Origin of the sequence: Ancylobacter gelatini, assembly GCF_022601675.1 — a bacterium.
Classification (GTDB): Bacteria; Pseudomonadota; Alphaproteobacteria; order Rhizobiales; family Xanthobacteraceae; genus Ancylobacter; species Ancylobacter gelatini.
Window position 1 is genome coordinate 276,063 of record NZ_JAKVIL010000006.1, and the last position, 25,982, is coordinate 302,044.

Genomic DNA, 25,982 nt, shown 5'->3' on the forward strand with positions numbered 1-25,982 from the left:
GCCGGTGCGCTTCAGTCCGTGACGATTTCCAGGAAATGCCGGCCCTCGCGGTCCTCGATCTCGACGAACCACAGGTCCGCGTCGTAGCCGATCTCGCGACGCATGCGCTCCTCCACTTCGGGCTCGGGCGAGCCGGGTGGCAGGCGCTGCTCGAAAGAGCGATCGCCGGTGTCCTCGCGCGCGTCGAGCGAGGGAAGGGCGGGGGCATAGAGCGCGGCATGGCCGTCCAGCGTCGCCACCTTCACGAAGATCGCGCCGGCCTCGTCCGAGCCGTGGCGACGCACCGCCGCGAAGGCGCCCGCACCATTGGCACGGCGGATAAGGGCGGCGACCCAGAAGGCGCTCTTGAGGCGCATGGCGCGACCTATCGGATGGAGAAGCCGGCGACGGCGTTGAGTTCACGGATCAGCTTGTCGCTGATCTCGCCGGTAACAGGGAGGCGACGGTCGCGCTCGAAGCGCTGGATCGCCTGCTGGGTAGCGGTCCCGGTGCGCCCGTCGATCGGGACCGGGCCGTAGCCGATGCTCGCGAGCGCCTTCTGGACTTCCATCACCCGCGCCGAAACGCCGAGGTCTCCGGGCGGGCGGAAGGCGGCCGGGCTCTGGGTGGCTGCGTTCGCTGCGGAATTTGCGGCGGGCGTGCCGTAGAGCGGCATGGGGGGCTGAATCGCAGGTTGCGCCTGTACGGGCGCAGCCGGTTTCGGCGGAGGTGCGGCAGGCTTCACCGGAGGCAGCGGAATGCTGGGTGCGAGAACGATGGGCGCGGCGGGGGCCGGCGGCGCGGCTTCGACCGGGGAAGGCGCGGCGGGGGCCGGCTCGGGCGCGCGCAGTTCGGCCGGCGCGCTCGGGGGCACTGGTGCCGGCTTCTGCGCGGACACCAGCGAGAACAGCGAGGTGATGTCGGGGCGGCGGCCATTCTGCAGCGCCAGCGCGTTGAACAGCACGCCGGCCGCAGCGGCGGCGGCGAGGAAGGCCATGAACAGATCGGACCTGCGGCGCTCGCTGCGCGGCGTGTAGTCGGCGAGGCGTCCGCCTTCGAGGCCGATATCGTTCGCCAGCAGATCGCTCGCATAGGAACGGGGCATGAAGCAGCCTGAAAATGTGTGGCGCGCCTTCGGGCGCTCGATGGCATGACTGTGCCACAGGGGCCTTAAGCGAACCCTAAAACCGGCATCGTGCTTAACACCGGCTTTCCGCGATCCCGAGAATTCGCACGATCCCGGCATCGGATGAGCAACGCCTTGCGTTTATTATGGTGTTGCCGGCATTCCGGCGGACGTTCGTCGATCTTCGCGAGACCTGTCATGTTCTTCCTGTTGCGCGTGGCATTCTGGCTGACCCTCGTTTTCCTGCTGTTGCCGGGCCTGTCCGGCACCTCGGGCGACGGGCGGAGCGTCGAGGGCGAGCACGCGGCATCGAACCCGGCCGCTCCCAAGGTCGGGGCGTTCGAGGCGCTGGGCGCGGCCTCGTCCGCCGTGGCGGATGCGGGGGGCTTCTGCACCCGGCAGCCGCAGGCCTGCGCCATTGGGTCCAACATCATCGACATGCTGGGTGAGCGGGCTCAAGCCGGAGCCCAACTTGTGCTTGGCTATATCACCGAGCAGATCGTCGAGCAGAAGCGACGGGTGGCCGAGCGCGCGGCCGGGTCTTCCGCCGCCGACACGCTGAACGCGCATGATCTGAGCCCGGCCTGGCAGGGCGCGCGGCCGGGTTCGCCCGCGCCGGAGGCTCCCGCCCGCGCCTCGGAAGCCGAGCCGGCTGCCGCCGCCAAGGGCGCGCCCGGCGCGCCGCCGGTGCCGCTGCCCCCCAAGAAACCGGCCTGATCGGCGCCGCCGCCGGCGCTTTCGGCGCGCCGATGCAAAAATGCACGGGTGGCATTGCCGTGGACACGGTTCCCGGCGCCGCCTTCAGATGATACTGATGGGTATCATCTGGCCCATGAGCGGCCATGCCCGGCAGGAAAGTTCAGACCCATGTCCACCCGTCCCAAAATTCTCGGCATCTCCGGCAGCCTGCGCGCTGCCTCTTTCTCGACCGCGCTGCTGGAGGCGCTGAAGCACGCGCTGGCCGACAAGGCCGACCTCACGGTTTTCCGGCTCAATGACGTGCCGTTCTACAATCAGGACGAGGACAACGCGACGCCGCCGGCCGGGGCCGTGGCGCTGCGCGAAGCCATCGCCGCGGCGGACGGGCTGATCGTGGCCTCGCCGGAATATAATTACGGCACCTCCGGCGCGATGAAGAACGCCATCGACTGGGGCTCGCGCCCCTATGCCAAGGGCGCGCTGATCGGCAAGCCGACGCTGGTGCTCACCTCCTCCCCCGGCTCCACCGGCGGCATCCGCGCCCAGGCGCAGCTTCGCGAGACGCTCACCGCCACCGGGGCGCGGGTCGTGACCTATCCGCATCTCGCGGTTCCCGGCGTTGCCGAGAAGGTGAAGGACGGCGTGTTCACCGACGAGAAGACCCGCGACTTCCTGCTCGGCGGCGCCGGGGCGCTGCTGAAGGAGATCGAGGTGGTCCGCTATTTCAAGCAGGGGGCCTGACACGGCCACAACCGACCATAGCGATGCGGCGGAGGACGCCGCATCGCCTGTGCCGGTGCCCTCGGCCGGACGGCGGGCGCTGGCCCGCCGCACGGAGCGCGGCCATGCCGCCTGCGACCGGCTGCGCGCCACGGCGGCCTGCCTGTTCGTCACGCACGGCTATGACGGGGTGAGCCTCGACGAGATCGTGCGCGTGGCGGGCGGGTCCAAGACCAATATCTACGCCTTCTTCGGCGGCAAGGAGGGCCTGTTCCTCGCCGCGATCGAACATGCCTGCGGGCAGATCCTCGCGCCGTTCCACGAGGTGGAACTTGACGGGCTGGGGCTGGAAGCGGGCCTTGCGCGGCTGGGCGAGGCGCTGCTCGACCAGCTTCTGACGCCGCGCCACCTCGCGCTGTTCCGCCTCGTGATCGGGGAAACCGCCCGGTTTCCGCAACTCGGCGCGCTCTGGTATCGCAGCGGGCCGGGGGTGACGCAGGCGCGGATAGCGGCGTTTATCCGCGCGCGCCGCCCCGGCATCGATGACGACCACGCAGCGGACCTCGCCCGGATGTTCCACGACATGGCGGTGCAGGACCTGCTGCATCGCGCGCTGTTCGCCCCTGACCTTCCGTCCGCCCGTGAACGCACGCGCATCGTCGCGCGGGCCGCCGTACTGGTGGTGCGCGAGGCGGAGCGGGGGTGAGGCGCACCCGGGCGGATGGTCGCCGCCCGGCTCCTGGCGCGTGAACAGCGGAGCGGGCTTGAGGTCGAGCCGTGGCGGGCCGTTCATGCAGGTCCACCCCCGAACCAGCACGGCGCCGTCCCCGATCCCGGGCGACGCGGCTGCGGACGACGAGATCGCGACAGATGCGTACCGCCAAGCGGGTCTGGCCTGCGGAGGCTCGGGCCGGGCTGAAGCGGTTTTTTCAGGCGCCCCGATCGGCGAACCATCCGGCCGCGTGATGGGAGCCGAGACGGCCTGCAGGCCTGACTTTGCCCGCCGCTCCGCTTCAGAACGGCACCTGTTTCGACGTTTCGGACCGATCCGCGATGAGACATCGGTGCGGGCCCACCGCCGCAAGGTTGTAGGATCGCGGCGGGAAAGAGGGGATTTACACGATATAGGAATATAGTCATTGACAGCGTAACGCTGGCAGGGTAGGTTCTGGGCATGCTCCACACATGCGTCCGGGGCCGGCGGTTGCCGGGCGGGGCGAGGGTTTCGAGGCCGGCGTCGATCATTGCGTGATCGAGCGTCGGCCTTTTTCGTTCGCGGAGGGTGTCGATGGCGTCGTCAGGTCCCGATTTTGCGGCAACCCCGACCGAGGTGGCGCGGCGGCTTTATGAGGACAGCCGCGTGCCCCTGAAGGACGTGGCCGCGCAGCTCGGCCTCTCGCCACGCTCGCTGCACCGGCGGGCCCAAAAATGGGGATGGGCCCGGCACGCCGGCGGCATTCGGGCGCAGCCGCTGCCGCGCCGCACGCTGATCGCCCGGCTGGTGACGCGGATCGAGGCGGAGATCGCCGCTGTCGAGCGCCTCGTCGCCCGCGCCGGGCTGGAGGCCGAGGGCGGGGTCGCCGCCGACACCGAGCGCGCGGCGCGCACGCTGGCGGTGCTGGTGCGCTCGCTGCGCGAACTCGCGGCGCTGGAACGCGGCGAGGAGAACGAGATCGACGACGAGGAGATGCCGCGTGACGCAGAAGCCTACCGACGCGAGCTTGCGGCAACTCTTGAACGCGTGCTGGCGGACCGGACGGCTTGACGCCGCCATCGCCGCGCTCTCGCCGGAGCTGGCGCAGTTCCTGCTCCATTGCTGGCCGCTGCTCGGCCGGCCGGCGCAGATGGCCCCGGACAAGGCGCAGGGCGGCGGCGACTGGACCATCTGGCTGATGCTGGGCGGGCGCGGCGCCGGCAAGACGCGGGCGGGCGCCGAATGGGTGCGCGCGCTGGCGACCGGCGCGCAGGGCCCGGCGGCAGGGCGCATCGCGCTGGTGGCCGAGAGCCTTTCCGACCTGCGCGAGGTGATGGTGGAGGGGGTCTCCGGCCTGCTCGCCGTGCACCCGCGCCATGAACGCCCGCAATGGGAGCCGACGCGCCGCCGGCTGGTCTGGCCGAACGGGGCGATCGCGCAGGGTTTTTCCGCCGACGACCCGGAAAGCCTGCGCGGCCCGCAATTCGACGCGGCCTGGTGCGACGAGCTGGCGAAATGGCGTTATGCCGAGGCCGCCTTCGACATGCTGCAATTCGGGCTGCGGCTCGGGACCCATCCCCGCCAGATGGTGACCACGACGCCGCGCCCGACCGCCCTCATCCGCCGCCTGCTCGCCGACCCGCGCTGCGCGGTGACGCGGATGGCCACGGTGGAGAACGCCGTCCACCTCGCGCCGACCTTCCTCGAAGGGGTGGTCGGGCGCTATGCCGGCACGCGGCTCGGCCGGCAGGAGCTTGACGGCGACCTGGTCGAGGACCGGCCCGACGCGCTGTGGCGCCGCGCCGCGATCGAGGAGGCGCGGGAGGACGAGGCACCGCCGCTCACGCGCATCGTGGTGGCGGTGGACCCGCCGGCCTCCTCGCGCAAGGGGGCGGATGCCTGCGGCATCGTCGCCGCCGGGCTCGACGGCGAGGGCATGGTGCATGTGCTGGCCGATGAGAGCGCGCAGGGGCTGACGCCGAGCCAATGGGGCGCGCGCGTGGTGGCGCTGCATCACAGGCTCGCCGCCGACCGCGTGGTGGTGGAGGTGAACCAGGGCGGGGAGATGGTGCGCACCATCCTCGCCACCATCGATGACGGCGTGCCGGTGAGCGAGGTGCGGGCGACGCGCGGAAAATGGCTGCGCGCCGAGCCGGTGGCCGCGCTCTACGAACGCGGCCGCGTGCGCCACGCCGGGGCTTTTCCCGCGCTGGAGGACGAGATGTGCGATTTCGGCACCGGCGGCCTCTCCTCCGGCCGCTCCCCCGACCGCATGGACGCGCTGGTCTGGGCCATCACCGCGCTGGCGCTCGGCCCGAAGGAGACGGCGCCGCGGGTGAGGCGGGTGTGAGGGGGATGTGCGGCGACCCGGCGATGTGCCAGCTTTGATCCCTCCAATTCAGGGAGGGGCCGGGATGGAACGCTTCTTCGGCAAATATCGGGCGAGCGTGATCGACGCGGCAGATGCCGCCGGGCGCGGCCGTGTAAAGGTGGTGGTTCCCTCCGTTTCCGGCGACATGCCGGTCTGGGCGGACTGGGCGCCGGCCTATCAGCCCGGCAGCCTGATCCCGCCGCCGCTGCCTGCGGGGACCAGGCTCGTGATCGAATATCTGGAAGGAGATCCCGATCACCCGATCTGGACCGGGCATTTCCTGCCAGATGTGACCGACATCGCACCCGGCCTTGCGTGACGAACCCGACAGTACCGGCGGGTTTCGAGATAGGGTTGGGGCCGGATGGCGCGCTGGGAACCCTCTATCTGCAGGAGCTGACGCTCGATCTCGGCAATCGTCGACTGACGATCAATGCCCGCGATCAGGCGGCGATATCCGGCAGTGCCGACGGCGTATCTACTCCTATCAGCGTCGCGTTGGAGCTTGAGCAGCCGGACCCGGCCGATGATGGGCGTCGCAGGCACATACAGGAGGCGTCGATCACGGCGTCCTGCACGCTCGTTTTGCACGATTCCGGCCTGCCGGGCATCTTCGTGATCAAACCGCCGGGTGGCTGACGAAGCCTCCGCCTGCCGCAACCCAAGCCCGGCTCGCGCCGGGCTTTTTCATTTTCAGGAGCTTCCTCATGCTGCTTCGCCTGCCGTTTCGCTCCCGCCCCGCCGCGCCGGCGGAGGTCAAGGCCTCGCGGACCGGGGGGCTGGTGGCGCTGCTCTCGGGGCATCGTGCGCGCTGGACGCCGCGCGACTATGGCGCGCTGGCCCGCGAGGGCTACCAGCGCAACGCCATCGCCCATCGCTGCGTGCGGATGATCGCGGAAGGCGTGGCGGAGGTCGTCTTCACGCTGATGGAGGATGGCCGCGAACCGGAGGGGCACCCGCTCGCCGCGCTGCTGGCGCGGCCAGGCCCGAAGATGAGCGGGCCGGTGCTGATGGAAGCGCTGAGCGCGCATCTGCTGCTCTCCGGCAATGGCTATGTCGAGGCGGTGAGCCTGGAGGGGCGGGTGCGCGAACTCCATGTGCTGCGGCCCGACCGCATGCGCGTGGTGCCGGGAGCCGATGGCTGGGCGGAGGCCTATGACTACACGGCGGGCGGGCAGAGCGTGCGTTTCCAGCAGGAGATCGCGGGAGCTGGCGCGGTGCCGCCGATCCTGCACATCGCGCTGTTCAACCCGCTGGACGACCATTACGGCGCGCCCCCGCTGGAGGCGGCGCAGATGGCGCTCGACATCCACAACGCCGCCGGGGCCTGGAACAAGGCGCTGCTCGACAATGCCGCGCGGCCGTCCGGCGCGCTGGTCTATGGCGGGGCGGGCAATCTGTCGGACGAACAGTTCGAGCGGCTGAAGGAGGAGCTGGAGAGCAATTTCTCCGGCACCGGCAATGCCGGGCGCCCGCTGCTGCTGGAAGGCGGGCTCGACTGGCGCCCGCTCTCGCTTTCGCCAAAGGACATGGACTTCCTGGAGGCGCGCAACGCCGCGGCGCGCGAGATCGCGCTGGCCTTCGGCGTGCCGCCCATGCTGCTCGGTATTCCGGGCGACGCGACCTATGCCAATTACGCCGAGGCGAACCGGGTATTCTGGCGCCAGAGCGTACTGCCCATGGCGCGCCGGATCGGCGCCGCGCTCGCCGGCTGGCTGGCGCCGGCCTATGGCGCGGCCGCCCTGACGCTGGAGCCGGACCTCGACATTGTGGAGGCGCTTTCCACCGAGCGCGAGGCGCTGTGGCGGCGGGTGTCGGAGGCCGGTTTCCTCACCGATGAGGAGAAGCGGCAGGCGGTGGGCTATGGCGCGGGGTGAGGCGGGAGCCAAGGCGCCGTCCTCCCCGGAGGCGCGTCCCGGCGCTGCGGCCGGGAGGATGGTCGGGAGCGGTGTGCCCCTCGCTCCGGCTCTCTCCCCGAATGGGGAGGGGGAAGGGGGCGCTTCGGGACCCCCACATGCGGAGGTGGGGAGGCATCCGCGCTGCGGCATACACTTCGTGCCGAAGGGACGGGCGGGTTGCCATGTTCAGCGGGTCATCCTAGGCGCTGCGTCGCGGTGAACCGAGGTCGCGGACCGGATGGCCGCGCCCCTTCGTGGACCCTCCCGGCGCTACTGGCGGGATGAGGGTTGAGTGAGGCGGGTTCCGTGCAGGGCCGCCCGGCCTTGGTCCCTCGCTCCGGCTCTCTCCCCGATGGGAGCGGGAAGGGGGCGCTTCGGGACACCCTTATGCGGAGGTGGGGAGACACCCGCGCTGCGGCATCGATCTCGTGCCGAAGGGGTGGGCGGGTTGCCATGTTCAGCGGGTCATCCTGAGCGCTGCGTCGCGGTGATCGAGGATCGCGGGTCGGATGGCCGCGCCCCGTCGTTGATCCTCCCGGCGCCACTGGCGGGATGAGGGTTGAGTGAGGCGGGTTCCGTGCCGGGCCGCCCGGCTTCGGCCCCTCATTCCGGCTCCCTGACGGGGAGCGGGAAGGGGCGTGGCGGGACACCCTTATGCGGAGGTAGTTAGACACCCGCGCTGCGGCATATACCCCGTGCCGAAGGGGTGACCGGCCGGATGGGCCGCGCCGGCCTCGGACAATCCCCGCGCTACTGGCGGGATGAGGGTTGAGTGGGGCGGGTTCCGTTCAGGGCTGTCCGGCCTCTGCCCCTCACCCCGGCGGGGAGTGGCCGGGACACCCGCTTGCGGATGTAGGGAGACACCCGCGCTGCGTCATCGACCTCGTGCCGAAGGGGTGGGTGGGTTGGCAGGTTCAGCGGTGATCCGGGGTGACCGGCCGGATGGGCCGCGCCGGCCTCGGACAATCCCGGCGGGCGGGATGAGGGTTGAGTGGGGCGGGTTCCGTTCAGGGCTGTCCGGCCTCTGCCCCTCACCCCGGCCCTCTCCCCGACGGGAGAGGGAGCAAAGTGCGCTTCGGGACATTCCCGTGCTCGTCGGCGCCATACGCGCCAAGGCGGCGCGCAATGAACGGGGCTCTCGCGGCTCCCTCCGGGTGGGGCGCAGTGATTGCCATGGTCCCACCCGGGGCGGCCCGCCAGTGCCCATACCGATCGCATCAGGAAAGGCGCGTCATGCAGACCCTCATCGAGGCTTTCGCCGCGCGGGGCGATCTGGGCCATCTCGCTTTGCTGATGTGGGCGCTCGGCGCCTCCGGCTTTGCCTGGGCCGCCTTTCGTGAACTCGGCGCCGCGGTGCGCCGCTTCGACGATTTCGTGCGCGAGATCGCGCGCTTCAACAGCCAGTTCGGAGACGATCCATGACCGGCACACCTCGAATCCGGGCGTTCCTGCCCGGAAAGTTTCACCGGCTTTCGCCCATGCCCGCGCCCACCCGCGCCGGCGACGCGCCGCAGGTGTTCCGCCAGTTCGCCCGCACGCTCGGCAAGCTGGAGCGCGCGGCAGCCACCCGCAAGCCGGGCGGACAGGGAGAGGGCGCATGAGCCTTGCTTTCTCCCACCGTTTCGCGCCTTCGCTGGAGACCAAGGCCTCGGCCGGCGCGCTGGCCGCCATTCAGCCCGACGGCCGCTTCGAGGGCTATGCCGCGCTGTTTGGCCGGGTCGATCTCGGGCGCGACGTGATCCTGCCCGGGGCCTTCGCCCGCTCGCTCGCCGAACGCGGGCCGCAGGGCGTGCGCATGCTGTTCCAGCACGACCCGGCCGAGCCGATCGGCACCTGGAGCGAGATTGCCGAGGATGGGCGCGGCCTGTTCGTGCGCGGCCGGCTGACGCTGGATGTCGCCCGCGCCCGCGAGGTGCTGGCGCTGATGCGCTCGGGCGCGCTCGACGGGCTCTCCATCGGCTTCCGCGCCGTGGAAGGGCGCACCGATCCGCGCTCAAGGGTGCGGCGGCTCGCCCGGATCGACCTGTGGGAAATCTCGGTGGTGACCTTTCCCATGCAGCCCGATGCGCGGATCGCCAGCGTGAAGCGCGCGGGCGGCTCGCTCGCCGCCACCATCCGGCGTGGCGCGCGGCGGCTGAGGACGGCACCCGGTTTCACGCCCGCCCCGGCATGAGAACGCATGGGCGGTGCTGGCGTGCTTCGAGGACGCCTGCGCCGCCACCTCCGCCTGACGGAGGTTGGGGGCTGGTCGTTGCCTCCGAAGCGTGGGCCTGCCCGCGTGAAGTCGCGGGGGTCGCGTGGCTCCACGTGGCCCGGCACGAATGGCGCGGGCCTGCGGGCTTCGAGGGCGCCTGCGCCGCTCCCGCATGACGGGGGAAGGGGCGCCGGTTGTCGCATCCGAAGCGCGGGCCTGCCTTCGCGAGGCTGGGGGCTGCTTCGAGGGCACCCGGCGCCGCCTCGGCATGACCGGGGCAAGGCGCCTGGCGCCGCTGCAGGGGCTTTTCCCGTGCCGGCGTGAGCGCGGGGCAACCCGTCATCCCGGACCGCCGGGCGGCGATACGGGATCGCCTGAACATGGACAACGAGCCCGGCTCTGCGGCTTTGCCCGCGGCCGGGATGACGACGACTTCTTCAACAAGGATATGAGCCACATGACCTTTCGCACTCCCGCTCCCGAAGTGAAGTCCGCCGGCCCGGAAGTCTCGGCCGCCTTCGAGGAATTCATGGGCGCCTTCGAGGCGTTCAAGGATGCCAATGACCAGCGGCTCGGCGAGCTGGAGCGTCGCGGCGTCGACGTGGTCACCGCCGACAAGGTGGAGCGCATCAATGCCGCGCTCGACAACCAGAAGGCGCTGATCGACGAGCTGGTGCTGAAGGCGCGCCGGCCGGGGCTGGGCGGGCGCGCCGACATGGTCAGCGACCTCGCCGCCCGCGAGCACAAGGCGGCGTTCGACGCCTATGTCCGGCTCGGCGAGGCCTCCGGCCTCAAGCGCATCGAGGCCAAGGCCATGTCGGCCGGCGTCGGCGCGGATGGCGGCTATGTCGTGCCGAGCGAGACCGAGCGCGAGATCGGCAAGCGCCTCACCGCGCTCTCCCCGATCCGCGCCATCGCCGATGTGCGGGTGATTTCCGGCGGCACCTACAAGAAGCCGTTCATGACCTCCGGCCCGGCGGTGGGCTGGGTGGCCGAGGCCGCCGCCCGCCCGCAGACCACCAGCCCGGTGCTGGCCGAACTCGCCTTCCCGGCCATGGAGCTCTACGCCATGCCGGCGGCGACGCAGACCCTGCTCGACGACGCGGCGGTCAATCTCGACGAGTGGCTGGCGATCGAGGTCGAGGCCGCCTTCGCCTCGCAGGAGGGCGCGGCCTTCGTGATCGGCGACGGCGTGAACAAGCCGAAGGGCTTCCTCTCCTACGCGAGCGTCGACGAGAGCGCCTGGGCCTGGGGCTCGCTCGGTTTCATCGCCACCGGCGCGGCCGGCGACTTCCCGGCGGCCAATCCGTCCGACCCGCTGGTCGACCTGGTCTATGCGCTGAAGGCCGGCTACCGCCAGAACGGCAGCTTCGTGATGAACCGCCGCACGCAGGGGGCGGTGCGCAAACTGAAGGACGAGAACGGCCAGTATCTGTGGACCCCGCCCACCGCGCCGGGGGCGCAGCCGAGCCTGCTCGGCTTCCCGGTGCATGAGGCCGAGGAGATGCCGGCGATTGCGGCGGGCAGCCTGTCGATTGCGTTCGGCGATTTCCGCCGCGGCTATCTGGTGGTCGACCGCGCCGGGGTGCGGGTGCTGCGCGACCCCTATTCCGCCAAGCCCTATGTGCTGTTCTACACCACCAAGCGCGTGGGCGGCGGCGTGCAGGACTTCGACGCGATCAAGCTGCTGAAGTTCGCGGCGTGAGCCTTCGCCCGCTCAGGGCATGCGGGAGTCGATGAGGATCTCCTCGCCATCCACCCTGAACCGGCCATAGCCGGCATGGTGGATGGTGCGGGGCGCCTCGCGCTTCGGGTCGATCCACGCCGCGACCACCTCCAGCACGAACAGGCTGTAGCGGTTCACCAGGCGGGTATCGACCACACGGCATTCCAGATTGGCGAAGCACTCGCCGATCAGCGGCGCGGCGACCTTTTCGGCCGGCAGCGCCGTGAGGCCGAAGCGGGCGAACTTGTCGACGTGCGCGCCGGAGCAATTGCCGATGCCGACCACGGTCTCGGCAAGCTCCACCGGGGGGATGGCGATGACGCAGTCGCGCGTTGCCTTCAGCGCGGCGAAGGAATGGTCGCCGGGGCTGACGATGCAGGCGATAAGCGGCGGGGTGAACTCCACCATCATGTGCCAGGACATGGTCATGACATTGGGCGTGCCGGCGCGGGAGGTGGCAAGCAACACCACCGGGCCGGGCTCGATGAGCTGGTAGACGCGCCCGACCGGGTAAGGCGCAAAACGCTGCGTCGCATGGGGCATGGCCGACCTCCCTGTTGTCAGGATAGGCGCGGGCGCCGCGCCGTCCTTGACGCAGGATAAGCCGGGAGTGATCAGTTCCCCATGGACCGCGCCGTCGCGTCGATCCAGGCGCGCTGCGGGCCGACCAGCGTCGCGCCGGTGACGCCGCCGCAGCCGCGCGCGCCGCCGGCCGCGGTCGACCAGCCGATGATGCCGGCCACCGTGCCGTCGAGAAACACCGGGCCGCCGCTGTCGCCGGTGCAGCCGCCCTTCGCGGCGCCGTCGGATAGGCGGATCATGATGCCGCCGGTGGTGCCGATGCTCGGCAGTTCGACCGTGCGCAGCGTGCCGGCCGAGGCGCCGTCGCCATCGCGCGCCACGCCGAAGCCGGCGAGCGTGAAGCCGGTGCGCCGCGCCGGCAGCGCGATGTCCGACGACAGGCGCGCCGGGCGGAAGGCGGCCGGGAGCGGCGAGGTCAGCTTGACCATGGCGAGGTCCGGGGTCGGGCGGCGGGTCTCGAACGAGGTCGGCTCGAAGCGCGGATGCAGCGCGATGCGGGTGACCGGGATCAGCCGGGGCGTGCCGGCCTCGAACACCACCACCGCGTAATCCGCCGCTGGCTGCACGCAATGCGCCGCCGTGAGCAATAAGGCGGGTGTCACCACGACGCCGGTGCAGGACGCGCCGCGCGTCGAGACGATCATCGCGGTCTGCGCCGCCAACTCACGCGACGCGGGCGCGCCGCCGACAATGGCCTGCGCCGGGGAGGCGAGGGGCAGGCACGCCGCCAGGCCGATTCCGAACGCGAGCGCGGCGGAAAGCGGCCAAGCGAGGCGGCGGGGCACAGAGCGGGACATGCGGCGGGAGAGGCGGCGGTCGAGGCGGAGCATGGGCGGTTCCGGCGTGGAGCTGAGCGCCGTTCTCGCCGTCCGCGCCGGTGCCGTCAACCGCCGCCGCGTCGGCATGTTCACCACGACACAACAGGAGACCCCATGTCAGCCCTGCTTCTTGCCGGGCCTGCCGCCGAGCCGCTGACGCTCGCGCAGGCCAAGACCTTTCTGCGCGTCGACCACGACGCCGAGGACGCGCTGATCGGTGCGCTGATCACCTCCGCGCGGGCGACCGTGGAGGCGCTGACGCGGCGCGTGCTGATCGACCAGAGCTGGCGGATCGTCCGCGACGCCTGGCCGGCCAGCGGGCTGATCACCGCGCCGGTGAACCCGCTGCGCGAGGTGAGCGCCGCCCATGTGATCGACGCGGCCGGCGAGGAGATCGCGGTGCCGCCGGAGGCCTTCCTGTGCGACGCCGCGCGGCTGCCGGGGCTGATCCGGGTCGACCGGCAGATGGTGCCGGCGCCGGGGCGCCCGCTCGCGGGGATCGCCATCGACATTGTGGCGGGCCATGGCGCGGGCGCGGACCATGTGCCCTCGGCGCTGGTCGAGGCGGTGCGGGTGGTGCTGGCGCATTTCTACGAGCACCGCGACGTGACTGGCCCCGCCGCCGCCTTTCCCGAGCGGCTTGGTGCGCTGGTCGCGCCCTACCGGGTGATGCGGCTGTGAGCGCGCTCGGGAGCCTGCGGCACCGGCTGGTGCATGAGACGCCGGTGGAGACGCCGGACGGGCAGGGCGGGGTGACCCGCGCCTTCGTCGCGGTCGATGCGCTGTGGGGCGCGGTCGAGACGCAGGCCCGCCCGGACGTGACGGCCGACCGCGCCGGCGCAACGCTGACGCACAGCATCACCGTGCGTGCGCCGGCGACGGTGGCGCCCGGCGACCGGCTGCGGCTGGGCGCGCGGCGCTTCGAGGTGGAGGCGGTGAGCGACCCGGAAGGACGCGGGCGCCGGCTGCTCTGCCGCTGCCGGGAGGAGACGCCGTGAGGGTGCTCGCCCGGCTGAAGCGCGTGGCGAAGCGGCGGCGCGTTCCCGCACCGGACACGACGAGGAGAGACCGATGAGCGCCGCCAACCTGCTGCGTGCGGCGATCCATGCCGCGCTGTCCGCCGACCCCGCGCTGACCGCCGCGCTGGGTGGCGCCCGCGTCCATGACGAGCCGCCGGCCGGCGCCGAGCTGCCCTATGTGACGCTCGCCGAGGGGCGGGTGAACGACTGGTCGACCGCGACGGAAGAGGGCGAGGAGCACCTGCTCACGCTCCATGCCTGGTCGCGACAGGGCGGGCACCGGGAGGCGCAGGCGATCGCCGGGATGGTGCGTGAGGCGCTGGAGGGAATGGCCCCGGCGCTTGCCGGCCACAGGCTGGTGAACCTGCGGGTGACGGGCACCGAGACCCGCCGGGAGGCGGGCGGGAAGACCTACCGGGCCGCCATCCGCCTGCGGGCAGTGACGGAGCCAAATTGAGAAATTGGATGAAGATGAGAAAACGAATTCAAGACTCTGAATCGATTCAGCTTCTGTCCTTGAATCTGATTCTGAAGATGAAGTGACTTGCGGGGATTTCCGGACTCGCGAACTCAGGATGATTCCGACCGGATTCTCACGCGATGTCTTCACTCTAGCCCAACAACGTTAACCGTTCCTGACTACCACGAAGGGAAAGCCGATGGCCGCGCAGAAGGGCAAGGACCTGCTGTTGAAGATGCATGACGGCACCGCCTATGTGACCGTCGCCGGGCTGCGCTCGCGGCAGATCGCGTTCAACACGGAGCCGGTCGACATCACCCATGCCGAGAGCGCCGGGCGCTGGCGCGAGCTGCTGGCGGGCAGCGGCGTGAAGCGCGCCTCGGTGTCCGGCTCCGGCGTGTTCAAGGACGCTGCCTCCGACGCGCTGCTGCGGCAGAGCTTCTTCGACGGGGTCATCCGTAGCTGCCAGGTCGTGATGCCGGATTTCGGCACGGTGACCGGGCCGCTGCAGATCACCGCGCTGGAGATCGCGGCCGAGCACGACCGCGAGGTGACGTTCGACATCGCGCTGGAGAGTGCGGGCGAACTGACCTTCGCGGCGCTGTGAGGTGCGGGCGATGGCGCAGGCTCCGGTGAACCGGCATCGCGGCGAGATCGCCGCCGAACTCGACGGACGGCCGCGCCGGCTGGTGCTGACGCTCGGCGCGCTGGCCGAACTCGAAGGCGCGCTGGGCGCCAGCGACCTGATGGCGCTGGCCGAACGCTTCTCGCGCGGGCGGCTGTCGGCGCGGGACGCGGTGGCGATCCTCGCCGCCGGGCTGCGCGGGGCCGGGGAGAGCGTGAGCGACGAGGAGGTGGCGCGGATGACCACGCCGGGCGGCGCGGCGGGCTATGCCCGCCTCGTCGGCGAGCTGATCGCCGCGACCTTCGGGGGAGCGCCGGACCGCGGCCGCCCCGGGGAGGACCCGCCGGACCCTCCCGTGCCGCAGGCGGGCTGACGCCCGGCGCGACCGCCTTTCCCTGGGAACAGGCGATGGCGTTCGGCTTCGGCCGCCTGCGGCTCGCCTCCCGCGATTTCTGGACCATGACGCCGCGCGAACTGGCCGCCGCGATGACCGCGCATGCCGGCCCGGCGCGCGCCGCGATGGACCGCGCCGGGCTGGAAGGCCTGATGGCGCGGTTTCCCGACTGAGGCGCCGCGCCCGGCGGCGCTGCCTTCCCCTTCTCACAACGAGGTCGCCATGGCCGAACTGGACGACATGACGGTGGAGATTTCCGCCGATACCTCGGCGTTCCGCCGCGAAATCGGCGAGGCGGAGCGGCTGGCGCGCGGCTTCGGCCGGGCGGTGGGCGACGCGCTCACCGGAACCGTGGTCAAGGGCCGCGAGGCCGACGACGTGTTCCGCTCGCTGGCGGGCCGGCTGTCCTCGCTCGCCCTCGACGTCGCGCTGCGGCCGGTGGAGCAGGGGATTGCCGGCGTGCTGGGCAACCTCACCGGCGGGCTCTCGGGCTTCGCCGCCGGCGGCGCGCTCTCCGGTGGGCGGGTGCTGCCCTTCGCCTCGGGCGGGGTGGTGGCGGCGCCGACCTATTTCCCCATGGCTGGCGGCAATGTCGGGCTGATGGGCGAGGCCGGGGCCGAGGCGATCCTGCCGCTGTCGCGCGGGCCGGACGGCCGGCTCGGCGTCGCGGCGGGCAGCGGCGGGCGCGGGGTGAGCGTGACGGTGAACGTCTCGACGCCGGACGCCTCCTCGTTCCGCCGCTCGGAAGCCTATCTCGCCGGGCTGGTCTCGCGCGCGGTGGCGCGCGGCGAGAGGAGGCTGTGAGCATGCCCGCTTTCCATGAAACGCTGTTTCCGCTCGATGTTGCGCTTGGCGCGGCGGGTGGGCCGGAGCGCACGACCGAGATCGTCACCACGCTGACCGGGCGCGAGGAGCGCAACACCAGGCTGAAGCATTCGCGGCGACGCTGGGATGCCGGCTATGGGGTGAAATCTCTGGCGCAGCTCTCGACCATCGTCGCCTTCTTCGAGGAGCGGCGCGGGCGGCTCCACGGCTTTCGCTGGCGCGACCGGCTCGACCACGCTTCGGCCGCGCCCGGGGCGGCGGTGACGCCGTTCGACCAGCCGCTCGGCACCGGCGACGGCGCGCGGGCGAGCTTCGCGCTGGTGAAGACCTATGGCGGCGTGCACGCGCCCTATGCCCGCCCGGTCGCCAAGCCCGTCGCCGGGACGGTGCGCGTCGCGGTGGCGGGCGTCGAGAAGGCGGCGGGCACCGGCTTCACGCTGGATGCGACGACCGGCATCGTGACCTTCCTGCCCGGCCATGTGCCCGCGAGCGGGGCGCCGGTGACGGCGGGCTACCTGTTCGACGTGCCGGTGCGCTTCGACACCGATTTCCTGGAGGTGAACCTTACCGCCTTCGAGGCCGGGGAAATTCCGCGTATTCCCATTCTGGAGATACGCCCATGAGGATGCTGCCGGAGGAACTCTCCGCCGTGCTGGCGGGCGGGGTGACCACGCTGGCGCGCTGCTGGCGCATCACCCGGCGCGACGGCGCGGTGCTGGCGCTGACCGAGCATGACGAGGATCTTGCCGTCGATGGCACCCTGTTCCGCGCGGCGGGCGGGGTCTCGGGCAGCGAGACCACGACGCAGCTCGGCTTCGCGGTGGATGGCGGCGAGATGTCCGCCGCGCTGACCGACGAGGCGATGACCGAGGCCGATCTCGACGCCGGGCGCTATGACGGCGCGCGGGTCGAGCTGCTGCTGGCGGACTGGTCGGCGCCGGCGAATTTCGTACGGCTGCGGCGCGCGCGGATCGGCGAGGTGCGCCGCGAGGACGGGCGTTTCACCGCCGAGCTGCGCGGCCTGGCGGAGGCGCTGAACGTGGTACGCGGCCGGCTGTTCGCCAGCGCCTGCGACGCCGATCTCGGCGATGCGCGCTGTGGCGTTTCGCTGGCCGGCGGGTTCACCGGAACGGGGAGCGTGAGCGCGGTTGAGGGGCCGACGCTGCTGCGGGCCGGCGGGCTGGAGAGTTTTTCCGCCGGCTGGTTCACGCAGGGGCGGCTGACCTTCACCAGCGGTGCCAATGCCGGCTTTTCGGTCGAGGTGAAGACCCATGCCGTGGCCGGTGGCGTGCTGCGGCTGGAGCTGTGGCAGCGCCCGCCCGAGCCGATGATGGCGGGCGATCCCTTTACCGTCACCGCCGGCTGCGACAAGCGCTTCGCCACCTGCCGGACCCGCTTCGGCAACGCGCTGAACTTTCGCGGCATGCCGCACATGCCGGGCAATGACGCCGTGCTGAAGGTGGCGCGGCCGGGAGGGCAGCGATGAGCGGGACGCCGGACGAACTGCGCGGCAGGCTGGTCGCGGAAGCACGGGCGTGGATCGGGACGCCCTATCTCCACCGCGCCTCCTGCAAGGGCCACGGGGCGGACTGCCTCGGCCTCGTTCGCGGGGTGTGGCGCGCGGTGCTGGGCGACGAGCCCGAGGCGCTGCCGGCCTACACGCCGGACTGGGCCGAGGCCACGGGGGCCGAGCAGATGCTTGAGGCGGGCATGCGCCATCTGCGCGCGGTGGCGATCGAGGCGATCCGGCCGGGCGATGTTCTGCTGTTCCGCTTCCGGCCCGGCGTGCCGGCCAAGCATGTGGCGCTGCTGGTGACGCCGGAACGCATGGTGCACGCCCATGACGGCGCGGCGGTGGCCGAGGTGTTCCTCGCGCCGTGGTGGCGCCGCCGGCTGGCCTACGCCTTCGCCTTTCCGGGCGCGTGAGGCCCGCGCGGGGTAGGACGGTCCGTGGCGACGAGGGGAGAGCGGGCGGTTTCGCGCGTGGCCCCTCACCGCAGCCCTTCAAGGTAATGGCTCCGCCGGACAGGACGGCGGGTCGGCTTCGGTCCCTTACCGCAGCCCTCTCCCCGACGGGGAGAGGGGGCGTCGCGCTTGGGGTGAGGGCGCGCGTTGGGCGCAAGGGTTTGGGTGCCTCGGGCGCGAGCTCTCGGGGGCACCGGAACGTGTCTTCATGTCGAGACCGGCGGGGGATTCGGCGCGCGTGAGGCGGGTTGCATCGCCCCGAGACTGGGGTGCCGGCGGCGTTCGCCGGTGCGCGAGACTGTCCGGGGGGCGGAGCAGGCGTGCTTTGTCGTGCACTCGCTTTCCCCGGCGGGGAGAGGGGATGCGTCGCGTTTGGGGTGAGGGCGGCGCCGGGGCAACGGTTCCGCCGGACAGGACGGCGGGGCGGGTTCGGCCCCTCACCTGGCCCTCTTCGCGGCGGGAGAGGGCGCGCGGCGCGCGTGCGAGGGGCGACCCGCATATCGGACAAGAGAGGGCATCATGGCGACACTCATTCTCGGCACGGCGGGGGCGGCGGTTGGCGGGGCGCTGTTCGGGCCGCTCGGTGCGGTCGCGGGCCGGGCGCTCGGCGCGCTGGGCGGCGCGGTGCTCGACCAGGCGCTGCTGACGCCGGGTCGGCATGCGGAAGGCCCGCGCCTCGACGATCTCGGCTCGATGACCTCGACCGACGGCGCCCCGATGCCCCGCGTCTATGGCCGCGCGCGGCTCGCCGGACAGGTGATCTGGGCGGCGCCCGTGGAGGAGGTGATCGCGACGCAGACGCAATCCTCCGGCGGCAAGAGCACAGGGATGGGCGGCGGGTCGAGGTCGACGACCTACAGCTATTATGGCCGCTTCGCCGTCGGTATCTGCGAGGGACCGGTGAGCCGGATCGGGCGCATCTGGGCCGATGGGCAGGAACTCGACCGGCAGGGGCTGGACATTCGCGTGCATCCGGGCGGCGAGGCCGAGCTGCCCGACCCGATGATCGAGGCCTTCGAGGGCGCCGGCAACGCGCCGGCCTATCGCGGGCTCGCCTATATCGCCTTCGAGCGGCTGGCGCTGGCGCCCTATGGCAACCGGCTGCCGCAGATCTCCGTCGAGGTGGAGCGCGCCATCGGCGAGCTGGAGAACCGGCTGACGGCGGTGACGCTGATCCCCGGCTCCTCGGAATTCGCCTATGACCCGCGCGAGGTGACGCGGCTCGAAGGGCCGGGGGCCTATGAGCCGGAGAACCGGCATGTGACGATCGCCGCCAGCGATTTCGACGCCTCGCTCGACCAGTTGCTCGCCTGCTGCCCGAACCTCCAGCATGTCGCGCTGGTGGTGTCGTGGTTCGGCACCGACCTGCGCGCCGGACAGTGCCAGATCCTGCCGGGTGTCGAGCGCCGGGACAAGGCGACCCGGCTGGGCGTGCTGCCGCTGGACTGGAAGGTGGCGGGGCGCACACGGGCCGATGCCTATCTGGTCACGCAACATGACGGCAAGCCGGCCTATGGCGGCACGCCGTCCGACGACAGCGTGCGCCGCGCCATCGAGGCGCTGAAGGCGCGCGGGCTGAAGGTGACGCTGTATCCCTTCGTGATGATGGACATCGCCGCCGGCAACGCGCTGCCGGACCCGTGGAGCGAGGCCGGCACGCAGCCGCCCTATCCCTGGCGCGGGCGCATCACCTGCCACCCGGCGCCCGGCCGTCCCGGCTCGCCGGATGCGACGGCGGCGGCGGGAGCGCAGGTGAACGCGCTGTTCGGCAGCGCGGCCCCGGGCCATTTCGCGGCGTCCGCGGGGCAGGTGGCCTATTCCGGGCCGGAGGAGTGGACGCTGCGGCGCATGGTGCTGCACTACGCCACACTCGCGGTGGCGGCCGGCGGCGTCGAGGCGATGCTGATCGGCTCGGAATTCGCGGCGCTGACCCGGGTGCGCTCCGGCGCCGGCAGCTATCCGGCGGTGAGCGCGCTGACCGCGCTGGCGGCGGATGTGAAAAGCGTCGTCGGGGCGGGGACCAAGGTGTCCTATGCCGCCGACTGGACCGAGTACGGCGCCCATGTGATGGAGGGCGGCGCGCATGTGCGCTTTCCGCTCGATCCGCTGTGGGCGTCGCCGGCGATCGATTTCATCGGCATCGACTGGTACGCGCCGCTGGCCGACTGGCGCGACGGCGACGCCCATCTCGACGCGCAGCTTTTCGAGAACGGCTATGAACGGGCCTATCTCGCCGGCAATGTGAATGGCGGCGACGGCTATGACTGGTTCTACCCGGACGAGGCCGCGCGGGCGGCGCAGGCGCGCAGCCCGATCACCGACGGGGCTTATGGCGAGCCGTGGGTGTTCCGCGTGAAAGACCTCGCCAGCTGGTGGGGCAACCCCCATCACGAGCGGGTGGGCGGGGTGCGCCAGGCGGCGCCGACCGCCTATGCGCCGGGCATGAAGCCGATGCGGCTGACCGAGATCGGCTGCGCGGCGGTGGACAAGGGAGCCAACCGGCCGAGCGTGTTTCCCGACGCGAAATCGGTGGAGAGCGGCCTGCCGCCCTTCTCCAACGGCCAGCGCGACGACCTGATGCAGCGCCGGCACCTGGAGGCGATGCTCGACGCTTTCAGCAGCGACGGCGTGAACCCGCCCCATGGCGGGCTGCCGGGCGGGCGCATGGTCGATCCGGCGACGCTTTATGCCTGGAGCTGGGATGCGCGGCCGTTTCCGGTGTTCCCGCGCGCCGAGGCGGTGTGGGCGGATGGTGCGAACTGGCGCACCGGGCACTGGCTCACCGGCCGGCTGGGCGCCGCGCCGCTCAGCGAACTGTGCGCGCGGCTGGCGGCGGATTTCGGCGTGACCGACCTTGATGCCTCCCGGCTGACCGGCGTGATTGACGGCTATGTGGTGGACCGGCCGACCAGTGCGCGCGGCGCGCTGGAGCCGCTGGCGCGGGCATTCGGCTTCGCGCTGGCGGAGCGGAGCGGCGCCCTGGCGCTGCGGATGCGCGGCGCGGGGACGGCGATTGCGATCGGCGACGACGATCTGGTGGCCGTCGAGGGCCAGCCGGCGCTGGGGCGGGTGCGGACCGGCGAGGGCGAGCTGCCGCTGAGCGTGACGCTCGGCTTCATCGAGGCGGCGGGCGATTATCGCCGTGCCACGGCCGGCTCGCGTCGGCTGGCCGGGAGCGCCCGCGCCGAGGCCGCGCTCGACCTTGCGATGGTCGCCGATACCGGCCTTGCCGCCGGGCTGGCCGAGATGTGGTTGCAGGACGCCTGGGCGAGCCGCGAGACCGCGACCTTCGCGCTGCCGCCTTCGCGGCTCGCGCTGGAGCCGGGCGACCTGGTGCGGCTCACGCGCGACGGGCGCGACAGCCTGATGGAGATCACCGGCATCGAGGATGCCGAGGCGCGGGCGGTGAGCGCGCGCAGCATCGATCCCGGGGTGTTCCGGCTGGCGGCGCGGGAGGGACATGCCACGCCGCTGGCGCTGCCGCAGGGCGCGGGACCGCCGGAACTGGTGGTGATGGCCCTGCCGACGCTGCCGGACGCCGATCCGGCCGCGCCTCCGCTCGCCTGGCTCGCCGCCTTCGCCCGGCCGTGGCCCGGAGCGATGACCCTGTGGCGCAGCGTGAGCGGGGCGAGCTTCGAGGCGGCGGCCAGCCTGCCGGCGCCCGCCACCATGGGGCAGACGCTGGAGGTGCTGGCGCCGGACGTCCCCTGGCGCTGGCGGCGGGCCGCGCGCCTTGATGTGCGGCTGCATGGCGGCGTGCTTGCCGGCCTCAGCGAGATCGACGTGCTCGGCGGCGCCAACACGCTGGCGCTGGTGGCCCCCGACGGGGCGGCGGAAATCGTGCAGTTTCTCGATGCCGAGCTGATCGGGGCCAATAGCTGGCGGCTGCGTGGCCTGCTGCGCGGGCAGCTCGGCACCGAGGCCCGGACCGGCACGGCATGGCCGGCGGGCACGACGCTGGTGCGGCTCGACCGCAATCTGGCGCCGATCGCGGCCGGGCTCGATCCGCTCGGCCGATCCGTGACGCTGCGGGTCGGGCGCTCGGATCGCGGGCATGGCGATGCCGGCGTCACCGAGACGTCGGCGAGCCTGACCGCGCAGGCGCTGCTGCCGCTCGCCCCGGTCCATGCCCGCGCGCGGCGGGGGGCGGGAGGCGTGACGCTGGGCTGGACCCGGCGGACCCGTTCCGGCGGGGATTCCTGGGACATCACGGAGGTTCCGATGATCGAGGCGGGCGAGCGCTATCGGCTCGACATCCTAGCCGGCGGCACCGTGGTGCGCAGCTTCGAGACCGCGGCGCCCTCGCAGCTCTATGCGACTGCGCAGGAGGCCGCTGATTTCGGCGGGCCGCAGGCCGCGCTCGACATCCGCGTGGTCCAGCTCTCCGCCAGCGTTGGCGCCGGTGCGCCGCTGGACGCGCATCTGATCCTCTGAACCGCCAACAGGACCGACACACGCCATGAGCGAGACGACACCTCTTCTCGCGCTGCCGCTGCTTGCGGCCGCGCAGGCGCAGAAGCACGTCACCCATAACGAGGCGCTGACGCTGCTGGACGCGGCGACGCAGCTCGCCGTGCTCGACCGCACCCGCACCACCCCGCCCGGTGCTCCCGTCAATGGCGATCGCCATCTGGTGGCCGCCGGGGCCAGCGGGGACTGGGCCGGCCATGCCGGACAGATCGCGCTGTATGACGGGGGCTGGCGGTTTCTCGGCCCCCGCGCGGGCTGGCGCGCCTTCGTGGCCGCCGAGCGCCTCGACCTGATCCATGACGGCACCGGCTGGTCCGACCTGCTGGCCGGCACGCCCTCCGGCGGCGCGGTGGCGCTGCGGGCGGTGGAGGAGGAACTGGTGCTGGCCGGCAGCTTCGTCGCGTCCGCCATGGTCATCCCCAACCGCGCGATCTGCCTCGGCGTGGCGAGCCGCACCGTGACCGCGATCACGGGGGCGACCTCGTACGGCGTCGGCATTGCCGGGGAGACCACCAAGTTCGGCGGCACGCTCGGCATCGCGGCCGGGGCGAGCAATGTCGGGGTGATCGGCCCTCAGGCGTTCTACGCCGACACGCCGCTGCGCATCACCGCCGCCGGCGGCAGCTTCACCGGCGGGCGAGTGAAGCTGGTGCTCTACACGCTCGCCTTCACCGCGCCGGCCTGAGCCGGACCTTCACGTTCCATCCTCGGAGAACAGACATGCCCTATGATTCCGCCAAGGACCCCTGGCGCGGTGTCGCCGTCTCGCCGACCGGGCTCGGCCGTTCCGGCGCGCTGGTCGCGCCCAGCGATACGCTCGACCTTGCGCGTTACGCGCGCATCCGGGTGTTCGTGCCTTTGAGCCTCGCCTCGGCGCAGATCAAGCTGCTGCCGGTGAACGCGGCCGATGACGCGCCGCTGACCCTGCCGCTGCCGACCGGGCAGGTGAGCGTGCCGGAATATCTGGTGCGCCGCGTCTACGCGACGGGTTCCACCGCCGGCATCGTCGTCCACACCATCGACTGAGGCGCCGGACCCCCGCGGGTCGTCTTTCGCGCCCGCGGGGCCGGAGATGAGGAGACAGCCCCCTATGCTCGGTATCGGTTTCGGCCTCGCCCGCGCGGCGCGGCACAGCGGTGGTGGCGCAGTGCTGCCCGAAGCGCAGGCGCTTGCCGCACGCATGAGCACGGCGCCCACCACGGAGCGCCTCCGCCTCGTCAGTGCCCTGATCGGCGCATTGAAGGCCGGCGGGGTGTGGCCGAAGCTCGATGCGCTTTACATCCTCGCCGCCCATGACGAGCCGGCGAGCCGGCTCAACTGGGCGCAGGACGCCTATGAGCTGACGGCGGTGAACTCACCGACCTTCACCCTCGATCGTGGCTGGCAGGGCGACGGCGCGACCAGCCGGCTGGCCAGCGGCTTTCTTCCCACCGGCGGCGGCAAAATGACCGCGACATCGGCGCATCTCGGCATGTGGTCCCTGACCAGCGTGCCGGTGGGCGCGGGCGGAACCTCGTATGATGTCGGCTACCATACCGGGACCGCCAATGCGCGGCTGAGCATCGCCCGTCCCGGCTCCAGTCCCGAGCGGGCGGCGCTGTTCGCGGTGCATTCGAGCGTCGGCATGGCCATTAACGGCACTTATGCGCGTCATGTCGCCTGGTCGCGCACCGCAAGCGACCTTGCGACCGCCTATGCCGACGGCGCGGCGGGGGCGACCATGAGCGAGGCCGGCGGAGCGCTGCCGGGGAGCCCGATCGACGTGCTGCGGGCCGGCACCTTCTACGGCATCAACCAGATTGCGGTCGCGCACTGGGGCGCCGGACTGAGTGCGGCCGAGATGCTGATCCTGCGTGACGCGCTGCACGCCTATCTGATCGCCGTGGGAGCTGTCACGCCATGATCATCCTGACCGAAAACCAGGCCGAAGCCGTGCGCGGAGCGACGGCGCCCGGCGCTGCCCTCGATCCGATCCCGCTCGCCGACGGTGTGAGCTGGGTGCTGCCGGAGGCGGTACTTGCCGATCCGGCCCACGCGCTGCGTCACGCGACGCTGGCCGGCCTGCCGCGGCGCGAGGTCGCGGCGGACGAATGGCCGGCGCTGGAGGGAGGCTGACCTCCGCTGCTGCAACGGGCAGCCGTCGCCGGCACCGGGCGTGTCGACGGCGGGATTGTTGCATGCTAGCTCTCCCGCCGGGTTCCAGGCCTCGGCACCGGAGCAGGATGGAGACGCGGTGACGATGCAGGGAGGTCCGACGACCCCGGCAGGGTCGGCTGTGCCGGTGCCCGATGCGCTGGCGGTCACCCGCTTGCCGCATCTGCCGGATCTCGACGGCATTCGCGCGGTGGCGGTCGGCATCGTGGTGCTGGCGCATCTGGGGCTCGACCGCATCGTGCCGGGCGGGTTCGGCGTCACGATCTTCTTCTTCCTCAGCGGCTACCTCATCACCTCGCTGATGCGGATCGAGATGCACAATACCGGCCGCATCAGCTATGCCGGCTTCTACACGCGGCGCGTGCTCAGGATCATTCCGCCGTTCTGGATCACCGGGGCGTTCAGCCTCGCCTGCATCGGCGTCGGGCTGATCGGGCGGCCGATCGACTGGCAGGGCGTGGCGGCCGATGTGCTGTTCCTGACCAATTACACCGACGTCTACACCTCGCTGGACGGCTTTCCCGGCCTGCCGCTGTGGTCGCTGGCGGTGGAGGAACATTTCTACCTGTTCTTTCCGCTGGTGATCGGCCTGTTCCTGCCGCGGTTCGGCGCGAGGCGGCTGGCCCTGTGGTGCGCCATCGCCTGCGCGCTGGTGCTGCTGGTGCGGCTGGCGAACGTCTACGGTTTCGGCATCGTCGGGCCGAACGACAAAATGACCCATACCCGGATCGACTCCATCCTGTTCGGCTGCGTGCTGGCGCTGTGGCAGAACCCGGTGCTGGAAGGGCGCGCGGCGTGGCGGCCAAACCGGGCGCATGTCGGCCTCGCGCTGGTCGCGTTGCTGGCGATGTTCGCGATCCGCAACGAGGAATTCCGGCAGACCGTCCGCTACAGCGTGCAGGGCGCCGCGCTGTTCGTGCTGTTCGCCTATGTGCTGCAGAACCGGATACCGGTCGTCACCCGCCTGCTACGCTCGAAGGTGGCGCAGACGATCGGGCTGTATTCCTTCACGATCTACCTGGTGCATTTCGTGTTCATCGGCATTGCCGAGAGCCGGTTCCCGGAGGCGCACGGCGTCCTGCGCGCTGCGTTCGTGATCCTCGGCACCTGGGCCTATAGCGCGCTGATGTACCGGCTGGTGGAGCGCCCGCTGGCGCAACTGCGCCAGAGGATGAACCGCCGGAACGAGAAGCCGCTGCTCTCACCCGCCGCCTGAGACGGCGCGTCCATCGCGGCGCGCCGACCTTTCAACATTCTGGAGCT

32 protein-coding genes are annotated in these 25,982 nt (G+C 71.7%); 28 read left to right on the forward strand and 4 right to left on the reverse strand.

What is annotated here, in order from left to right:
• Positions 1 to 11 precede the first annotated feature (11 nt).
• Positions 12 to 356: a DUF1491 family protein gene (locus MKI84_RS13060; protein ID WP_241620073.1), complete on the reverse strand. Its 345-nt coding sequence runs from the start codon at positions 354 to 356 to the stop codon at positions 12 to 14.
• A gap of 8 nt (positions 357 to 364) precedes the next feature.
• Positions 365 to 1,084, reverse strand: a complete 720-nt coding sequence (locus MKI84_RS13065) for a peptidoglycan-binding domain-containing protein (RefSeq protein ID WP_241620075.1) — start codon at positions 1,082 to 1,084, stop codon at positions 365 to 367.
• A 219-nt stretch (positions 1,085 to 1,303) separates the two neighbouring features.
• On the opposite strand from MKI84_RS13065, the gene MKI84_RS13070 reads away from it, so the two are divergent.
• From MKI84_RS13070 to MKI84_RS13125, 12 genes are all read left to right on the forward strand, one after another.
• Positions 1,304 to 1,822, forward strand: a complete 519-nt coding sequence (locus MKI84_RS13070; protein WP_241620077.1) for a DUF5330 domain-containing protein — start codon at positions 1,304 to 1,306, stop codon at positions 1,820 to 1,822.
• A 150-nt stretch (positions 1,823 to 1,972) separates the two neighbouring features.
• On the forward strand, positions 1,973 to 2,545 hold the full coding sequence (locus MKI84_RS13075; protein ID WP_241620079.1) for an NADPH-dependent FMN reductase: 573 nt from the start codon (positions 1,973 to 1,975) through the stop codon (positions 2,543 to 2,545).
• A 49-nt stretch (positions 2,546 to 2,594) separates the two neighbouring features.
• On the forward strand, positions 2,595 to 3,230 hold the full coding sequence (locus MKI84_RS13080) for a TetR/AcrR family transcriptional regulator (RefSeq protein WP_241620081.1): 636 nt from the start codon (positions 2,595 to 2,597) through the stop codon (positions 3,228 to 3,230).
• 582 nt (positions 3,231 to 3,812) lie between these two features.
• On the forward strand, positions 3,813 to 4,289 hold the full coding sequence (locus MKI84_RS13085) for a hypothetical protein (RefSeq protein ID WP_241620083.1): 477 nt from the start codon (positions 3,813 to 3,815) through the stop codon (positions 4,287 to 4,289).
• A complete protein-coding gene (locus tag MKI84_RS13090; RefSeq protein ID WP_425353840.1) occupies positions 4,258 to 5,568 on the forward strand; it encodes a DNA-packaging protein in 1,311 nt (436 codons plus the stop codon). The genes MKI84_RS13085 and MKI84_RS13090 overlap by 32 nt, the downstream gene beginning before the upstream one ends.
• Before the next feature lie 64 nt (positions 5,569 to 5,632).
• Positions 5,633 to 5,908, forward strand: a complete 276-nt coding sequence (locus MKI84_RS13095; RefSeq protein WP_241620085.1) for a phage baseplate assembly protein V — start codon at positions 5,633 to 5,635, stop codon at positions 5,906 to 5,908.
• Entirely contained in the window at positions 5,905 to 6,228 is a 324-nt protein-coding gene (locus tag MKI84_RS13100; protein WP_241620087.1) for a hypothetical protein, read from the forward strand. The genes MKI84_RS13095 and MKI84_RS13100 overlap by 4 nt, the downstream gene beginning before the upstream one ends.
• 68 nt (positions 6,229 to 6,296) lie before the next feature.
• Positions 6,297 to 7,466, forward strand: coding sequence for a phage portal protein (locus MKI84_RS13105; RefSeq protein WP_241620089.1), 1,170 nt, complete (start codon positions 6,297 to 6,299; stop codon positions 7,464 to 7,466).
• A gap of 1,254 nt (positions 7,467 to 8,720) precedes the next feature.
• Complete coding sequence (locus MKI84_RS13110) at positions 8,721 to 8,909, forward strand: hypothetical protein (RefSeq protein WP_241620090.1); 189 nt, start codon at positions 8,721 to 8,723, stop codon at positions 8,907 to 8,909.
• Positions 8,906 to 9,088 (forward strand): cytochrome P450, encoded by a 183-nt coding sequence (locus MKI84_RS13115; protein ID WP_241620091.1) that lies wholly within the window; start codon positions 8,906 to 8,908, stop codon positions 9,086 to 9,088. Before MKI84_RS13110 ends, MKI84_RS13115 begins: the two co-directional genes overlap by 4 nt.
• Positions 9,085 to 9,660, forward strand: coding sequence for an HK97 family phage prohead protease (locus MKI84_RS13120; RefSeq protein ID WP_241620092.1), 576 nt, complete (start codon positions 9,085 to 9,087; stop codon positions 9,658 to 9,660). Before MKI84_RS13115 ends, MKI84_RS13120 begins: the two co-directional genes overlap by 4 nt.
• Positions 9,661 to 10,129: 469 nt before the next feature.
• Positions 10,130 to 11,386: a phage major capsid protein gene (locus tag MKI84_RS13125; RefSeq protein ID WP_425353837.1), complete on the forward strand. Its 1,257-nt coding sequence runs from the start codon at positions 10,130 to 10,132 to the stop codon at positions 11,384 to 11,386.
• A 12-nt stretch (positions 11,387 to 11,398) separates the two neighbouring features.
• On the opposite strand, the gene MKI84_RS13130 is transcribed toward MKI84_RS13125, so the two are convergent.
• Positions 11,399 to 11,950, reverse strand: a complete 552-nt coding sequence (locus MKI84_RS13130) for a flavin reductase family protein (protein ID WP_241620094.1) — start codon at positions 11,948 to 11,950, stop codon at positions 11,399 to 11,401.
• Positions 11,951 to 12,021: 71 nt separating this feature from the next.
• Entirely contained in the window at positions 12,022 to 12,819 is a 798-nt protein-coding gene (locus MKI84_RS13135) for a S1 family peptidase (protein WP_241620095.1), read from the reverse strand.
• 102 nt (positions 12,820 to 12,921) lie between these two features.
• Between MKI84_RS13135 and MKI84_RS13140 the strand changes: the two genes are divergently transcribed.
• From MKI84_RS13140 to MKI84_RS13215, 16 genes are all read left to right on the forward strand, one after another.
• Positions 12,922 to 13,488, forward strand: coding sequence for a head-tail connector protein (locus tag MKI84_RS13140; RefSeq protein WP_241620096.1), 567 nt, complete (start codon positions 12,922 to 12,924; stop codon positions 13,486 to 13,488).
• Entirely contained in the window at positions 13,485 to 13,805 is a 321-nt protein-coding gene (locus MKI84_RS13145) for a phage head closure protein (protein ID WP_241620097.1), read from the forward strand. The genes MKI84_RS13140 and MKI84_RS13145 overlap by 4 nt, the downstream gene beginning before the upstream one ends.
• A 73-nt stretch (positions 13,806 to 13,878) precedes the next feature.
• Positions 13,879 to 14,283, forward strand: a complete 405-nt coding sequence (locus MKI84_RS13150; RefSeq protein ID WP_241620099.1) for a DUF3168 domain-containing protein — start codon at positions 13,879 to 13,881, stop codon at positions 14,281 to 14,283.
• 202 nt (positions 14,284 to 14,485) lie between these two features.
• A complete protein-coding gene (locus MKI84_RS13155) occupies positions 14,486 to 14,893 on the forward strand; it encodes a phage major tail protein, TP901-1 family (protein WP_241620100.1) in 408 nt (135 codons plus the stop codon).
• A 10-nt stretch (positions 14,894 to 14,903) separates the two neighbouring features.
• A complete protein-coding gene (locus MKI84_RS13160; RefSeq protein WP_241620102.1) occupies positions 14,904 to 15,284 on the forward strand; it encodes a gene transfer agent family protein in 381 nt (126 codons plus the stop codon).
• Entirely contained in the window at positions 15,281 to 15,478 is a 198-nt protein-coding gene (locus MKI84_RS13165; protein ID WP_281063231.1) for a rcc01693 family protein, read from the forward strand. The genes MKI84_RS13160 and MKI84_RS13165 overlap by 4 nt, the downstream gene beginning before the upstream one ends.
• Before the next feature lie 49 nt (positions 15,479 to 15,527).
• On the forward strand, positions 15,528 to 16,109 hold the full coding sequence (locus MKI84_RS13170; RefSeq protein ID WP_241620106.1) for a phage tail tape measure protein: 582 nt from the start codon (positions 15,528 to 15,530) through the stop codon (positions 16,107 to 16,109).
• 2 nt (positions 16,110 to 16,111) lie between these two features.
• Positions 16,112 to 16,753 carry a DUF2460 domain-containing protein gene (locus tag MKI84_RS13175; RefSeq protein WP_241620108.1) on the forward strand — a complete coding sequence of 214 codons (642 nt, stop codon included), beginning with the start codon at positions 16,112 to 16,114 and terminating at the stop codon, positions 16,751 to 16,753.
• Positions 16,750 to 17,616: a DUF2163 domain-containing protein gene (locus MKI84_RS13180; protein WP_241620110.1), complete on the forward strand. Its 867-nt coding sequence runs from the start codon at positions 16,750 to 16,752 to the stop codon at positions 17,614 to 17,616. Before MKI84_RS13175 ends, MKI84_RS13180 begins: the two co-directional genes overlap by 4 nt.
• Positions 17,613 to 18,056 (forward strand): NlpC/P60 family protein, encoded by a 444-nt coding sequence (locus MKI84_RS13185; protein WP_241620112.1) that lies wholly within the window; start codon positions 17,613 to 17,615, stop codon positions 18,054 to 18,056. The genes MKI84_RS13180 and MKI84_RS13185 overlap by 4 nt, the downstream gene beginning before the upstream one ends.
• Positions 18,057 to 18,614: 558 nt before the next feature.
• Positions 18,615 to 22,529: a baseplate multidomain protein megatron gene (locus MKI84_RS13190; RefSeq protein WP_241620114.1), complete on the forward strand. Its 3,915-nt coding sequence runs from the start codon at positions 18,615 to 18,617 to the stop codon at positions 22,527 to 22,529.
• 25 nt (positions 22,530 to 22,554) lie between these two features.
• A complete protein-coding gene (locus tag MKI84_RS13195; protein ID WP_241620115.1) occupies positions 22,555 to 23,250 on the forward strand; it encodes a DUF2793 domain-containing protein in 696 nt (231 codons plus the stop codon).
• A gap of 35 nt (positions 23,251 to 23,285) precedes the next feature.
• A complete protein-coding gene (locus MKI84_RS13200; protein ID WP_241620117.1) occupies positions 23,286 to 23,591 on the forward strand; it encodes a hypothetical protein in 306 nt (101 codons plus the stop codon).
• Between the two features lie 64 nt (positions 23,592 to 23,655).
• Positions 23,656 to 24,468 (forward strand): hypothetical protein, encoded by an 813-nt coding sequence (locus MKI84_RS13205; RefSeq protein ID WP_241620119.1) that lies wholly within the window; start codon positions 23,656 to 23,658, stop codon positions 24,466 to 24,468.
• A complete protein-coding gene (locus MKI84_RS13210) occupies positions 24,465 to 24,680 on the forward strand; it encodes a hypothetical protein (protein WP_241620121.1) in 216 nt (71 codons plus the stop codon). Before MKI84_RS13205 ends, MKI84_RS13210 begins: the two co-directional genes overlap by 4 nt.
• 124 nt (positions 24,681 to 24,804) lie before the next feature.
• Complete coding sequence (locus MKI84_RS13215) at positions 24,805 to 25,935, forward strand: acyltransferase family protein (protein WP_241620123.1); 1,131 nt, start codon at positions 24,805 to 24,807, stop codon at positions 25,933 to 25,935.
• Positions 25,936 to 25,982 lie beyond the last annotated feature (47 nt).

What these genes read in the sequence shown, in the direction of transcription:
- MKI84_RS13060 (WP_241620073.1), bottom strand. Translation starts at nt 356, where the DNA reads ATGCGCCTCAAGAGCGCCTTCTGGGTCGCCGCCCTTATCCGCCGTGCC.
- MKI84_RS13065 (WP_241620075.1), bottom strand. Translation starts at nt 1,084, where the DNA reads ATGCCCCGTTCCTATGCGAGCGATCTGCTGGCGAACGATATCGGCCTC.
- MKI84_RS13070 (WP_241620077.1), top strand. Translation starts at nt 1,304, where the DNA reads ATGTTCTTCCTGTTGCGCGTGGCATTCTGGCTGACCCTCGTTTTCCTG.
- MKI84_RS13075 (WP_241620079.1), top strand. Translation starts at nt 1,973, where the DNA reads ATGTCCACCCGTCCCAAAATTCTCGGCATCTCCGGCAGCCTGCGCGCT.
- MKI84_RS13085 (WP_241620083.1), top strand. Translation starts at nt 3,813, where the DNA reads ATGGCGTCGTCAGGTCCCGATTTTGCGGCAACCCCGACCGAGGTGGCG.
- MKI84_RS13095 (WP_241620085.1), top strand. Translation starts at nt 5,633, where the DNA reads ATGGAACGCTTCTTCGGCAAATATCGGGCGAGCGTGATCGACGCGGCA.
- MKI84_RS13105 (WP_241620089.1), top strand. Translation starts at nt 6,297, where the DNA reads ATGCTGCTTCGCCTGCCGTTTCGCTCCCGCCCCGCCGCGCCGGCGGAG.
- MKI84_RS13110 (WP_241620090.1), top strand. Translation starts at nt 8,721, where the DNA reads ATGCAGACCCTCATCGAGGCTTTCGCCGCGCGGGGCGATCTGGGCCAT.
- MKI84_RS13115 (WP_241620091.1), top strand. Translation starts at nt 8,906, where the DNA reads ATGACCGGCACACCTCGAATCCGGGCGTTCCTGCCCGGAAAGTTTCAC.
- MKI84_RS13120 (WP_241620092.1), top strand. Translation starts at nt 9,085, where the DNA reads ATGAGCCTTGCTTTCTCCCACCGTTTCGCGCCTTCGCTGGAGACCAAG.
- MKI84_RS13125 (WP_425353837.1), top strand. Translation starts at nt 10,130, where the DNA reads ATGAGCCACATGACCTTTCGCACTCCCGCTCCCGAAGTGAAGTCCGCC.
- MKI84_RS13130 (WP_241620094.1), bottom strand. Translation starts at nt 11,950, where the DNA reads ATGCCCCATGCGACGCAGCGTTTTGCGCCTTACCCGGTCGGGCGCGTC.
- MKI84_RS13135 (WP_241620095.1), bottom strand. Translation starts at nt 12,819, where the DNA reads ATGCTCCGCCTCGACCGCCGCCTCTCCCGCCGCATGTCCCGCTCTGTG.
- MKI84_RS13140 (WP_241620096.1), top strand. Translation starts at nt 12,922, where the DNA reads ATGTCAGCCCTGCTTCTTGCCGGGCCTGCCGCCGAGCCGCTGACGCTC.
- MKI84_RS13150 (WP_241620099.1), top strand. Translation starts at nt 13,879, where the DNA reads ATGAGCGCCGCCAACCTGCTGCGTGCGGCGATCCATGCCGCGCTGTCC.
- MKI84_RS13155 (WP_241620100.1), top strand. Translation starts at nt 14,486, where the DNA reads ATGGCCGCGCAGAAGGGCAAGGACCTGCTGTTGAAGATGCATGACGGC.
- MKI84_RS13160 (WP_241620102.1), top strand. Translation starts at nt 14,904, where the DNA reads ATGGCGCAGGCTCCGGTGAACCGGCATCGCGGCGAGATCGCCGCCGAA.
- MKI84_RS13170 (WP_241620106.1), top strand. Translation starts at nt 15,528, where the DNA reads ATGGCCGAACTGGACGACATGACGGTGGAGATTTCCGCCGATACCTCG.
- MKI84_RS13175 (WP_241620108.1), top strand. Translation starts at nt 16,112, where the DNA reads ATGCCCGCTTTCCATGAAACGCTGTTTCCGCTCGATGTTGCGCTTGGC.
- MKI84_RS13180 (WP_241620110.1), top strand. Translation starts at nt 16,750, where the DNA reads ATGAGGATGCTGCCGGAGGAACTCTCCGCCGTGCTGGCGGGCGGGGTG.
- MKI84_RS13185 (WP_241620112.1), top strand. Translation starts at nt 17,613, where the DNA reads ATGAGCGGGACGCCGGACGAACTGCGCGGCAGGCTGGTCGCGGAAGCA.
- MKI84_RS13190 (WP_241620114.1), top strand. Translation starts at nt 18,615, where the DNA reads ATGGCGACACTCATTCTCGGCACGGCGGGGGCGGCGGTTGGCGGGGCG.
- MKI84_RS13195 (WP_241620115.1), top strand. Translation starts at nt 22,555, where the DNA reads ATGAGCGAGACGACACCTCTTCTCGCGCTGCCGCTGCTTGCGGCCGCG.
- MKI84_RS13200 (WP_241620117.1), top strand. Translation starts at nt 23,286, where the DNA reads ATGCCCTATGATTCCGCCAAGGACCCCTGGCGCGGTGTCGCCGTCTCG.
- MKI84_RS13205 (WP_241620119.1), top strand. Translation starts at nt 23,656, where the DNA reads ATGCTCGGTATCGGTTTCGGCCTCGCCCGCGCGGCGCGGCACAGCGGT.
- MKI84_RS13210 (WP_241620121.1), top strand. Translation starts at nt 24,465, where the DNA reads ATGATCATCCTGACCGAAAACCAGGCCGAAGCCGTGCGCGGAGCGACG.
- MKI84_RS13215 (WP_241620123.1), top strand. Translation starts at nt 24,805, where the DNA reads ATGCAGGGAGGTCCGACGACCCCGGCAGGGTCGGCTGTGCCGGTGCCC.